The sequence below is a fragment of the Dendronalium phyllosphericum CENA369 genome, assembly GCF_016056275.1.
In the GTDB taxonomy this organism is placed as follows: domain Bacteria; phylum Cyanobacteriota; class Cyanobacteriia; order Cyanobacteriales; family Nostocaceae; genus Dendronalium; species Dendronalium phyllosphericum.
Window position 1 is genome coordinate 1 of the sequence record NZ_JAECZA010000026.1, and the last position, 12607, is coordinate 12607.

A 12607-nucleotide genomic window follows, 5' to 3' on the forward strand; every position below is an offset into this window, starting at 1 on the left:
TCATCCCCCACACCCCACACCCTGCACCTCTGCCCCTCTGCCTTGTACTTATAATTTCCAAACAAATGAAAAATTATCGATATCAAGTTGGTGGCACGCTAACTAGTGATGCTCCTAGCTATGTTGAACGTCAGGCAGATTTGGAACTTTACGAAGCCTTGAAGGAGGGAGAATTTTGCTATGTCCTTAGTTGCAGGCAAATGGGCAAATCTTCACTGTTAGTAAAAACTATGCATCGCTTGCAACAAGAAGGCTTTAGATGTGCCACTATTGATATGACTAATATCGGTAGTGAAAACATTTCTGTAGAACAGTGGTACAAAGGTGTCTTGGGTGACTTATGGTTAGGGTTTAAGTTGTTAGGAAAAGTTAATTTAAAAGCTTGGTGGCAGGAACAAAGCGATATTTCTTTACTGCAAAAACTCAGTCGGTTTATTTCAGAAATACTATTAGTTCACTATCCTAACGAAAGACTTTTCATTTTTATAGATGAAATTGATAGTATCAAAAACCTTGGTTTTTCTGTTGATGACTTTTTTAGTTTGATTCGATATTGCTACAATCAACGAGCTATAGATCCAGAATATAATCGAATTACATTTGCAATTTTTGGGGTTGCAACACCAAGAGATTTAATTCAATATCAAAATCAAACTACGCCGTTTAATATTGGAAAATCCATAGAAATAAATGGCTTTAATTTTCAGGAAGCCCAGCCACTTGCGCACGGATTGGAAATAAATGGCATCAATCCCCAAAGAGTTCTTAAAGAGGTATTAGCTTGGACAGAAGGGCAACCTTTTCTGACGCAAAAACTGTGCCGATTGATTGTAAGTTTAGCTGAAGATGATGTGAGTAAAAAGCTAAAAGTTCTCCCTGGTACAGAAACTTTTTGGATAGAAAATGTGGTGCGATCGCAGATAATAGATAAATGGGAATCACAAGACGAACCTGAGCATTTAAGGACAGTTCGCGATCGCATCTTGAGAAACGAACAATATGCTGGAAGATTGCTAGGAGTTTATCAGCAAATCCTCCAAGGCTTTGAAGTATCATACGATGATTCTCAAGAACAGGCAGAACTTTTGCTGTCTGGGCTAGTATGCAAAAAACAGGGTCTTCTCAAAGTTAAAAACTCGATTTATCAAGAAGTTTTTAACCTCGAATGGGTAGAAAATCAACTAGCTTACTTACGTCCTTACTCCCAAACTTTCAATGCATGGATAGCCTCAAAACAAGAGGATAAATCTCGTCTATTGCGCGGACAAGCTTTAATTGATGCTCAAACTTGGACGCACGGCAAAAGCTTAAGCAACTTAGATTATCGCTTTTTAGCTGCTAGTGAAGAATTAGATCGAAAAGAAGTACAACAGGCATTGGAGGCAGAACGAGCCAAAGAAGTTGAAGCACGACTACAAGAACAACAAAAAAGGCAGGCTCAACAGAGAAAAGCAACTAGAATAGTCACACTGCTACTCTTAGGTATGACTATTAAATTAATAATTTCTCTAGTGTGGGGAGTATCGCTTTTAAACAAGATTCGTGTCTTAGAAGCACAAGTAAATTGTACCCAAACAAAGCATCAAGACAAAATTAAGAACGGCGAACAGGTCAGTAGGGGGAGATGAGGGAGCAGGGGAAGCAGAAATCGGATATTCGTATTAGATGCAAGAATTGGGTGCAGTTCTTTTTGGATATCCAAATATTAAAAATTACGAATTACGAACTACGAATTACGAATTAGGATCGCTTTGCCATTGTGAAAAAGGATTTTTCACTAAATTGCTGTTGAAATACTTGGGATTTTCAGAAACTTCTTTATCAATCCAGTCTGGCAGTTCAATGGATTGTTTTTCATCGGTAAGTTCGACTTCTGCTAATATCAATCCTTTGTTGACACCATCGAACTCGTCTATTTCCCAAATTAAACCACCCCACTCTACTCTATATCTAATTTTTTCTATGAAAGGGCGATCGCACAATGTATTCAACATCTCTTGAGCATCTTCAATAGGTATAGGGTACTCAAACTCGGCTCTAGAATATTTAATACTTGGCCCTTTAATCGTTAAGTAACCCTGCTCATCTACTATGCGGATACGTACAGTAGCTTCTTTTTGTGTATTAATGTATCCCTGACGATACACGCTACCTTTTGCAAGTTTTCTCCAGCCGTCTCCTTTGACTAAAAATTTACGCTCTATTTCTTTTGCCATTTGTGGTTGTTTTTAGTTCTTGAGTTTCCTAACGATCTCTCTATGTATTGACAAATAACCAGTTTTATGAGTTTTATAAAATGCACATACTCACTACAAGATTGTTAATGCTTTATAATTCTGCATTATTGTTTAACTTTTTATTATATTTAGCAATCTAACTTTAGATTTATCAGATTTTTCCCACTTTTCCTACTTTTCTTACTTTTTAATCATCTACTTTTCCTACTTTCTATTAAACTAATTAAGTAAATTTAAGTTTAAAGCTGTGTAAATGAAGTTTCGTTAAAACTAATTGACTTTTTAAAAATCGTCAAAAATATACAACGCAATATAAAAGTATATTTTTATACTTTTATATTGCGGAAGTTATTTCTTAGTTAAGAGAAGCTCATGGCACGTTTAAACAGATTCTTTCTTAGGAATAATGAAAGCAAGTTTTCTTTTAAGACTGTTCGCGCTTTGTTCAATCCTAGAGTTTTTACTAAACCTGAGTTTTGCTACTCCAGCTAAGTCTGAAATCAAAATTCAAAGCGTTACTTTACCTGAATGGGTAGTTTTTGATAAGGATTTTAACCCTCCAGGGCAAGGAGAACCAAAAGATAGTTCGGGTGCAGGTTCTCGCAGTAGATTTAAGTGTTCTTAATTATAAAAGCTGATTCCACTTTGAATTAATGAGAGTTAGATGCAATCTGTTCAATTAAAGTCAGATTTTCTTGGGTTTCTGCTTGCTTGAGATATTCAAGAGCTATTTGTGCGGCTGCCGGTTGTTTTTTGCTAATAGCAATTAATATCTCTACTGTTTGACAAAGTTGAATTTTTTCGGAATATTTATGAGTAATAATTGGTAGAGTCATCGCCGCAACTACAAGTCCGATCGCGGAAGGGACAATAGGAATCCACCAACCTTGTAAAAAGGCCAAGTAGGCAATTCCGAGCAATCCCCCCCCAGCACTTGCGATCGCTGTGATAATTGCTTTAGGCGACTTGAACTGCCAACTTAAAGCGGCTCCCACTCCAGACCAGAGAAAAATCCACAACCATTCAACTACTTCAGGCCAAACCTGTAGTGTTGGTCGTCCTTCTAGAGCTGCACTTAAAATCTGGCTGGTAATATTTGCATGGATTGTCACACCAGCCATTTGTTTGGGAGGGCCAAAAATTTGGCTGCTGTAGGGTGTTTGAAACATATCGTTAACGCTTTCAGCAATTGAACCAATGAAAACAATGCGATCGCGTAACTTTTCTGGGGGTATTCGATTGGCTAACAAATTTGCGATTGAGAAGGTCTGAAATTGCTGTTGAGTACCATGATAGTTGAGCAAAATTTGATAGCCGCCTGTATCTGCTTGGACATAGCCGCCATCATTAGGTTGAAAGGGAACAAATACTGCTTTGCTCAACAGGATGCGATCGGGATTGTTGGGCAAAGATTTGGGGTTAATCTTAGCAGCTTCTAGATAGCGTAGCGCCAGTCGCAAGCCGAGATTGAGAGTTAATTCACCGTTTGGCTGTCGCACTGAAAGCAAGGCACGGCGTAGTTTTCCATCTCCATCTAAAACCTGATCGGCAAGACCCACTTGATCTTGTTGGGCTAAAACTGGCGGCGGGGCAATTTGACTTCCTGCTACCTTTTCAATACCAATCAAATTAGGAGTAGTTTTAAACTGTTTGACTAATTCTTGATAACCAGGTTCTACAGGCACATCCCGATATAAATCTAGCCCAATTGCTCTGGGTTTATAACTTTTTAAAACCTGAATAGTTCGAGCTAAAATCCGATCTGAGAGTGGATACTGACCAATTTTTTGAATGTCTGGCTCGTCAATCGTGATAATTGTAATGCGAGGGTCAATTTTTGCTGGCGGACGAGCCTGAAAAAAGCCATCTAACATCGTCCACTCCATACTCTGTAGTAGTCCAGTAAAACGCAATAGAATAGCTAAACTGGTAACTCCTGTGGCAATGCTTCCAATCCAATGTTTGCCCAAACGCAGTTTTTGAGCGTTACGTTTAGCACTTTTACGTGCGTCTGCCAAGATTTTATTTGCTTGTTTGGCAGCTAAAATAGCAAATTCTGCTTTTTCGCGTTCGATTTGTCTTGCCTGTTTTTCTATGGCTAAATCGCGTTCAATTTTGCGTTTTGCAAGCTCCTGACTAGCAGCTAAAAATCGATAATCTGAGTCACTGAGTCTTTGATTTTTTGACCAAGTTAGTGCTGCCTGTAACGCTGTTCCCGTTAAAAGTTGTGATTCGTCTTGTTCTTGAGAAATTATCCAAGCACTGAAATATTGCGCGTAAGGACGCAGTTTTCCCATTTGCTTGACAACCCATTCTGAGCTAAATACTGCTTGATAAATCCGATTTTTGACTTTTAAATATCCTTGCTGTTTGATTACTAAACCTGACAGCAGCAGTTCCATTTGTTCTTGAGAATCATCAGTTGGGACATCTTCCAAAGCGAGAATCTGCTGATATATTCCCAGTATGCGCCCTGCAATTTGCCCGTTACTCAAGAGGCGATCGCGAATTGTCCGCAAATGCTCCGGCTCATCTTGAGATTCCCATTTTTGGATAATGCGAGAATTCACAAGACTTTCTATCCAAAATGCCTCTGTGCCAGGGGGAATTGTTAGTTTTCCACTGACTGTATCTTGACTAGAATTTACTATCAACTGACAAAGTTTTTGCGTCAGAAACGGCTGTCCTCCCGTCCATGCTAAAATTTCTTTGAGGATTGCCTGAGTATTATTTTCTTGAAATGTTAATCCTTTAGCCAATGGCTGAACTTCTTTTAAGCTAAAACCATGTAATTCTATTGCTTTCCCAATATTAAATGGAGTGCGATTAGGATCTCTAATTAACTCTGATGGTGTTGTCACACCCAAAATCACAAACGTAATGCGGTTATATTCTGGATCGATTGCTCTGTGGTTATAGCAAAACCGCAGTACGGCAAAAAAGTCATCAACAGCAAAATCTAAACTTTTAATACTATCAACTTCATCAATGAAGATAAAAATTCTTTTACTAGGAAGTTGAACCAGTAACACTTCCGAAATAAACCTAATTAATCTCTGGGGTAAAGGAATATCATCTTGCTCTTGCCACCAAGCTTTCAGATTTAACTTACCCAACAATTTTAGACCTAACCATAACTCCCCCACTACGCCCTTGTACCATTGTTGTGGCGTAATATTTTCACAGCCAATATTAGTCATATCGACAGTAGTACATATAAACCCTTCTTGTTGGAGACGATGCCGAGTTCTGACTAGCAGCGAAGACTTACCCATTTGCCGGGAGTTGAGGACATAACAAAATTCACCAGCTTTGAGCGCTTCATATAGTTGCGCGTCAGCCTGTCGCTCTACATAGCTAGGAGCATCAATGGTTAGACTACCGCCAACTTGATATCTATATTGGATCATCTCGGAACCTAAGAATAAATTTAAATAGCTGTACTTAGTAATAATGGATAAAAATACTTATTTACATAAGAATAGAATAATTATAATACCGCACATTGCAGAGATTTTCACAAAACAAGTGTGTTTATTAGTACATTTTCGCTTAAGTAAATTAATTTTTGTTATTTGGAAAGCAAAAGTGAGGAAACCATGACCGACTTCTAAGCTAATGGGCATTCAAGCTGAATCACAGGCTTGAAAAGGTGAAACCTTTGCCTAGAAAGGGTACAGGGGAAAGGCCAAGCCTGGGAAAAAGAAAATAAATAACTAACTCCTGACCAAGCCCCGTTGGGGCGGGGTGCAGGGTATGGGGTGTGGGGTGTAGGGGAAGAGATAGCCTCAACCACCCTTGGCATACAATACTAAGCTTTTAAGGCAATTGCATGGGTTGGGGCTTGAACCCTTACCAATGCCGTCTTCACTACACCCAACACCCTACCCCCTGTTTTTGACTCAGCAATCAGCACTTTTCAGTTATGTAAACATAATTACTTACATTAGTTATTGTGAATGCAGCGTACTCCGAAAGAGTACGCATCTGCTGTCTAGCTTAAAAAGTTTCATTACCCGTAGGCTCTTGGTAGGCTCGATCTGGCTTACTATGGCGATAGCCAGCGACAATTGGATAAACTAAACTGCGTATCCGATTGAGCGCGCCAACTGGACGATGAACGGCTAGACCGTTCCAGGGGAAAAATTGCAGATTTTCAGCAAAATTGAATTGTTTTTCCGAATCAATAAACTGATGTTTAACAGTGAGACGACCGACTGTAAAAAAAGGTGATTCGCTTTCTTGCCAGACAATTGTGGCATCATCTATAGACATATTTGGATTGGTTTGAAATTGAATACCAAAATCCCAAGAGTACTGTGCATCAGGTTTGGCCAGAGATTGAATTAATTCTTGTCGATAGTAATTGTCTGGTTGATTGCTATCTAGACCAAGGGTTTTAGCGCGATCGCTAAAGGGAAATTTCGGAATTTCTGGTCTAGACTGGAAAGGAATTGTATTGTGTGGCGCTTGCGGCGAAACCGGAGTAAAGGCATATTTAACCACCGCCGGATATTCAACTGGAACCACACCAGTTTGCGAGGCCTCAAAATCGGGGTTGAGACCGAAAGCAGAGGCGGAACCACTCCAATATCGTTCGGTCAGCAAACTTTTGGGAGTGGGTGCCGTAATTTTATTTAACGCCAAAAACTGCAAAGGATGTAGGAGTAACCACTTGAGCGCTGCTTTTTCTGATTCCACGACAGCACTAAAAAAGCCGTAGTAGTCGCGGATGGTTTTGATAAAAAATATCTCTGCGTTTTGGGTAATAATATCTTGAGTTTTCGACTCATGGCTTTGGGCTAGCCGTTCCCCTTCCACGCCGATTACTTTCACTGCCATTGAGCGCGTGTCTGAGACATAATCATTTTCTACTTTGGTACGTCCATTGGCAAATCGCAGCCAAACAGGATATTGTTTGGGTTTTGCAAGCAAGCCTTGCTTAATGGAAATGGCATTGAGTTGTGCAGCAGTCAAGGAAGCGCGTTTGCTTAATTCGCTTTTAATTGCCTGCTCATCAATGTCGAAGATATCGAGTGTTGCTTTCACACTACCGTGAGTTTTGGCATGGGTATCTCGCAGTGCCTGTTCTGTATTTTTAAAGAGATTATCCATACGCTCCTTGGCAAGTGTAACCAAGCGATCGTAGTATTGACGTTCATCCTGTTCGGGATATTCTGTAAATAATTTTTTGCTCATAGCGACTTGGGGTAATTTATAATTCGTAATTCGTAATTAAAATATTTAATTACGAATTACTTTTTAGTTGGTTATTGATTTATGAAACTGGTTGCCAATTCTGGTTATAGAATGAAACTCGATAATTTTTGCTTTGAGGAATGTTGCGATGCAGCAAATCTGAGAGAGTCTTGGTATTATGAATTTCTTCCCAACCCACGGGTGAAAATGTTTCGGGATTGAAAATATGTTCGGCTAACAGAGGATTAGTGAGAGCTTGAGAAAAGGCATCAATTCCTATTAGCCGTCCTACTAATGGGGGTAAAGCAGAATTTGGTCGCAAATCTTCTGCATAAAGTCCAACATAAAACTCAATATTATCTACATGGTTATACAATCGCTTGAGTTCTGCTTGAACTCTCTCATTACTACTAATTTGGTTAAAATCAGTTACCCGTGGATACTTACACATCTCACGATAGTCGTTATAGCTTCTGACTTTGGCTGCGCGACCTAAACGAATACTAGCTAACTCTGTTGGTATCAAAAAATTAGACGTATTAAATAAACTTAATTCTGCTGCGGGTTGCGAACAAGTCTCCTCAAATAATGCTCCCAAACCCTTATTAATAATCATGTCACTGTTCCACATAGTATCTTGTACGGGAACTTGCCGACCATCATAATTTATAGTATCGGGCAACATACTATGCCAACGATAAACTAAAGTAAACTCTACCGACATCCAGTTTTGGCGATACCATTTTTCATTGGTAAATGCGAGGGGATCGGTAAAGAATTTGAAGTTATAAGGAGTAATGTGGTTAATATATTCTTCTAGTACAATTTTTAGTAGCTCGACCATGACAATATTTCTGGCTGTGTGGTAAAGCCTTTCATCATCCCAAGTCGGATAATTCTTAGCCAAGAGGTCGCATACGCGATTATGTTCTCTTAAGGTAAGAATATTCAACATCACATAGCCAATTTGCACATTTGCTCGTTCTATTTCTAACCCCATCGCAAATAATTTTTGTCTCTTTTCTGGCGGAAAAGTATCTGCTTTGGGAAGAAACTCATCAGTGTAAACATGAAGCATTCCTTCAAATTCTTTCTTGGGTTGTCCGTTTTCGTCATAGTAAAACGGTGGATATTCTTCCCCATTCAGAATTTGACTTTTGAGCTTGCCTCCTTGATATGCTCTCAGCAGATGAGTAATTTTTTGATTTAAACCATAGACACTAGATAAATCGATTTGATGGTTAGAATTATTTTTGCGTGGTTCGTGGCGGTCTGTTCGCAAAAAACTATCAGTAAACCATTGAACAAAGTAGGGAAAAAGTAAAGTAGATTTAGGTGAATATTTAGTTTCTCCTGGTTTCTGATACAGAATTGCTAAATTTTCAACAGGAGGCAGGTTGTTTTCAAACTTTTCCGCTGGGGTTAAGTTAATTCCTATATAGTTAGTATTAGTTAAGGGTTTCCAATCAAGAGGTGGTAAATGGAGTCCAGAATAGCTGCGATCGCTTAACGATTCCCAAGAAGTATAGGGAGACATTGTACTAAACGGATAAGGCCGAGTAGGAACTTTATAAACAGCATTGTTTATCAGAGTTTTGTTAACTATTTTGGCTAGACCTGGATTACTTTGAATAAAATTCCAAACTGGTTTAAATTTAGTTAAAGCGAAAGTTTCAAGCTTATTTCTCAATCCATCTTTTGATGTATCTCTTTTTGAAGCCATAACTGTTTTTACCTTTTTTGCTTCAAGTTCTGTATTCTATCTAGCTAATTTTTTGAAGAAAAATAAATTTTCCTAAAAAATCGCTCGGATTAAGAACAAGATTTTACCTCCCTTTTCTAGGAGGATATCTCTTGAGTCAAAAAAGTTAACCCTCATATCATGTCGGGCTAATTACTTATCAAAAAAATTCTCCGCGTCCCCGCGTCTCCCGAAGTTCAGATCGCCGGAAGTCGGCGCTCCGACTTCTCTCAGTGTCAGTCTTAATGATAAGTCTTTCACCGAACACGATATTAGTCATCAATCAACTATTAGACATCTGGTGAAATGATGTAAGGGCGTTCTCAAGAGCGTTCTCGTAGAGTACGACCGTACCCTGCGGGTTCCGCTTTAGCGGTACGCCCCTACTAAGGATTTCGGGCAACGTAGAATTAATTATCACCAGATGTCTATTTTCTTATTGGCAGCATCGTTTAATTTTGCTTGGAGGTCTGCCCACTTGATGCCTGCTAGGCTAGGCAGAACAACATGAGCTGCTCCGACTCGCTCAACCGGGCCGAGTCCTACCGCCCACATCTTGGCTGCTAAAGCTGCTTCAATACCTGCGGCTGCATCTTCGACTACAACAGATTGTGCTGGTTTGATTCCTAGCTGGTTGGCTGCGTAAAGAAATAGATCGGGTGCTGGTTTGGGTTTATCTACGCTATAACCATCTGAGATCGCATCTACTTTATCAGCAATGCCCAATCGGTCTACAACTTGGCGAGCGTTTTTACTCGCCGATCCGATGGCTGTTTTGATCCCAGCTTGGCGTAATTCATCCAAAAGTGCGATCGCTCCAGGTAACAAATCATTTTGGGTAATATTTTTGAGAAGTTCTATATAATAGCGGTTTTTACGAGCCATCATTTCCTGGATTTGTGCTTCTGAATACTTCCTGTTCCCCAGAATCAGCATCAGCGAAGCGCGACGAGATACTCCCCGCAATGCTTCGTTAGCTACCCGATTAAAAGGTATACCTTCTTCATCTGCTAACTTCTGCCAACCGAGATAGTGATATTCTGCTGTATCTGTCAAAACACCATCCAAATCGAATATAACTCCCCGAATATCGGGGTTGTGGCTCGTTTCGCTTGGGGATTGAGCATTAATTGTGCTTGTTTCCTTGTCTTTATTGTCCTTTTGTTCTCCCATCCTCGTGTCCTCTTTCTCCTTGTTTCCCTTGTCTTCAGTCGCTAGCGTCTGATGCAAATCGAACTCGTGCCATTGATTGCGCCAGTGCAACTTAAACTTCAAGCGCGTCCAGTTGGCGGGTAGGTGGGGGTTGGCAACAGGGCTATGTTCTGTTAATTGGATACCCCCGAACCCAAAAACTACAGCCAGCCACACGCCACCAGCACTAGCCCCATGAATTCCGTCTTTGGTGTTATCTCGGCTATCTTCTAGATCCACCATTGCGGCTTGCATAAACCGTTGGTAGGCTTCGTTTAAGTTGCCTAAATCTGCGGCTAAAATCGCATGAATTGCCGGGCCCAGGGAGGAACCATAGGTAATGTCAGTGCGAGGTGCATAGTAGTCCCAATTTGCTTGTAATGTTTTCTGGTTGTAGGGAAACTCTGCTGATGCCCGCATTAAATAAAGTAGCATTAATACATCTGGCTGTTTGAGTACCTGCCGCTTATTGGCTCCTTCGATGCTCAGGATAGCTTGCATCGATTTTTGGCGTGGTTCATAATTGTTCAAGTTGATATCTTCTAATTGGAAAAATTCCTCAAATTGCTCGATTAATCCTGTGGAGGGGTCGTAAGGAATCCACATTTTAGCGATGATATCTTGCCAGCGCGATCGCACTTGGGGAGTGAGTTGCAGTTTTTGTTCTAGTTCTTGAACTCGTTCTGGCAGGGTTTGACGCAACCAATCATAGACTATCAGTGCTTTTTCTAAGTGCCATTGCACTATCCGGTTGGTGAAGGTATTGTTGTGTACGAATTCATGGTATTCATCTGCTCCTATTATCCCGCGAATTTCATAGCGATCGCTTGGAGAATTGTACTCAATTCGGCTACTCCAGAAAATGGCGGTGTCAAAAATTATCTCTGCGCCACAGTCTTGCATCCACTCGTCGTCGCCAGTCGCTTGCCAGTAATACCAAATAGCGTAGGCGATATCTGCACTAATGTGAATTTCGCGATCGCGACACCAAATCCGCACATCTTCACCATAAAAATCATTTGGAAGCGACCAACGTGGCGTTACCTCATCGCCTGTAACAGCACTTTCCCAAGCATACATTGCTCCTTGATATCCGGAATGAGCTGCTTTACGTCTAGCTCCATTTAAGGTGTGGTAGCGATAACTGAGTAAGTTACGGGCTACTTTGGGTTGGGTAAAAATAAAAAAGGGCAGAAGAAAAATTTCTGTATCCCAAAAAATATGACCGCGATAACCAAAGCCTGAAAGGGTTTTTGCGGGAATACTCACTTTGTCATCATGCCACGGGGCAGCTATCAACAGCTGGAAAAGGTTGTAGCGCACAGCAAAAGCAGCTGTAGTATCCCCCTCAATTAAAATATCACTTTGCTGCCAAACTCGCTCCCATGCCTGTTTGTGGCCGTTGAGCAATACTGTGTAGTCTTGCAGGTGCGCGAGTTTTTCTAAAGCTGCCGTGACTGGTGTATCAATCTCGCGTGAGGTATAAACGGTGACGAATTTCTCGACTATCACTGTCTGTTGCGCTGTTGCTAGGAAAGTTGAGCTTAAGGTAGGATAGCCGGGTGCATTATTGACTTGCACAGACGCTTCAGTTCCCCATATTGTCATTTTAGCCCCGATCGCGAGGTCGATTAAGGAATTGCGCGTGCGGCTGTGCAACCAGATGCCATGCTCGGTTTTGCCTTGGTCGATATTTTCCCAGTGATTGAAACCTTGATTTTCGGGATAGCCGTTAATACTAGCCTCAATTTCAATCAAGCCATCAAAATCTAGAGGCGTTAATTGCCAGCGTTGCCCTAATATATGCTCGTCGGCTAGACTGGCAAAGCGTTCAAATTGCATATCTATAGTGTGTCCGCTTGGACTGCGCCAACGTATAGAACGACTGAGAATACCATAACGCAAATCAAGCTGTCGTTCGTAGCGCAATATCTCACCTCGGTCGAGACGAAAGCGATCGCCATTCACAATTACTACCAATGGTAACCAGTCAGGGCAATTGACTAGTTCTGTGTATACTACCGGAACATCATTGTAAACACCGTGGATAAAAGTAGCTGGCAATGCACGTACATAGCCTTCCTCAAAACTGCCTCGCGTTCCCAAATAACCGTTGCCGATTGTGAAGACAGTTTCTCTGGAGTGCAACTTGTCAGGTTCAAACTGGGTTTCAGTTAATATCCAGTCTGTATAAATAAAAGAGCGAGCCAGACTTTTTGTATCCATATTTAATATATTT

The 12607-nt window shown here is 40.7% G+C and carries 7 protein-coding genes; 2 read left to right on the forward strand and 5 right to left on the reverse strand.

Annotated features, from left to right (window positions below):
• Positions 1-65 precede the first annotated feature (65 nt).
• Positions 66-1628, forward strand: a complete 1563-nt coding sequence (locus tag I8752_RS09040) for an AAA-like domain-containing protein (RefSeq protein WP_214432010.1) — start codon at positions 66-68, stop codon at positions 1626-1628.
• 105 nt (positions 1629-1733) lie between these two features.
• Here I8752_RS09040 and I8752_RS09045 read toward each other — a convergent pair whose 3' ends face one another.
• A complete protein-coding gene (locus tag I8752_RS09045; RefSeq protein WP_214431978.1) occupies positions 1734-2216 on the reverse strand; it encodes a CYTH domain-containing protein in 483 nt (160 codons plus the stop codon).
• Between the two features lie 427 nt (positions 2217-2643).
• On the opposite strand from I8752_RS09045, the gene I8752_RS09050 reads away from it, so the two are divergent.
• Positions 2644-2862 (forward strand): hypothetical protein, encoded by a 219-nt coding sequence (locus I8752_RS09050; RefSeq protein ID WP_214431979.1) that lies wholly within the window; start codon positions 2644-2646, stop codon positions 2860-2862.
• A gap of 25 nt (positions 2863-2887) precedes the next feature.
• Here the strand turns inward: I8752_RS09050 and I8752_RS09055 are convergent, their stop codons facing one another.
• The 4 genes from I8752_RS09055 to pgmB form a co-directional block, all read right to left on the reverse strand.
• Positions 2888-5647 (reverse strand): CHASE2 domain-containing protein, encoded by a 2760-nt coding sequence (locus I8752_RS09055; protein WP_214431980.1) that lies wholly within the window; start codon positions 5645-5647, stop codon positions 2888-2890.
• A gap of 589 nt (positions 5648-6236) precedes the next feature.
• Positions 6237-7436, reverse strand: coding sequence for a catalase family protein (locus I8752_RS09060; RefSeq protein ID WP_214431981.1), 1200 nt, complete (start codon positions 7434-7436; stop codon positions 6237-6239).
• A gap of 79 nt (positions 7437-7515) precedes the next feature.
• Entirely contained in the window at positions 7516-9159 is a 1644-nt protein-coding gene (locus I8752_RS09065) for a peroxidase family protein (protein WP_214431982.1), read from the reverse strand.
• A gap of 435 nt (positions 9160-9594) precedes the next feature.
• The gene (pgmB, locus tag I8752_RS09070) at positions 9595-12594 is read right to left on the reverse strand and encodes a beta-phosphoglucomutase (protein WP_214431983.1); all 3000 of its coding nucleotides are present in this window, start codon (positions 12592-12594) and stop codon (positions 9595-9597) included.
• Positions 12595-12607: the final 13 nt, after the last annotated feature.

What these genes read in the sequence shown, in the direction of transcription:
- I8752_RS09040 (WP_214432010.1), top strand. Translation starts at nt 66, where the DNA reads ATGAAAAATTATCGATATCAAGTTGGTGGCACGCTAACTAGTGATGCT.
- I8752_RS09045 (WP_214431978.1), bottom strand. Translation starts at nt 2,216, where the DNA reads ATGGCAAAAGAAATAGAGCGTAAATTTTTAGTCAAAGGAGACGGCTGG.
- I8752_RS09050 (WP_214431979.1), top strand. Translation starts at nt 2,644, where the DNA reads ATGAAAGCAAGTTTTCTTTTAAGACTGTTCGCGCTTTGTTCAATCCTA.
- I8752_RS09055 (WP_214431980.1), bottom strand. Translation starts at nt 5,647, where the DNA reads ATGATCCAATATAGATATCAAGTTGGCGGTAGTCTAACCATTGATGCT.
- I8752_RS09060 (WP_214431981.1), bottom strand. Translation starts at nt 7,436, where the DNA reads ATGAGCAAAAAATTATTTACAGAATATCCCGAACAGGATGAACGTCAA.
- I8752_RS09065 (WP_214431982.1), bottom strand. Translation starts at nt 9,159, where the DNA reads ATGGCTTCAAAAAGAGATACATCAAAAGATGGATTGAGAAATAAGCTT.
- pgmB (WP_214431983.1), bottom strand. Translation starts at nt 12,594, where the DNA reads ATGGATACAAAAAGTCTGGCTCGCTCTTTTATTTATACAGACTGGATA.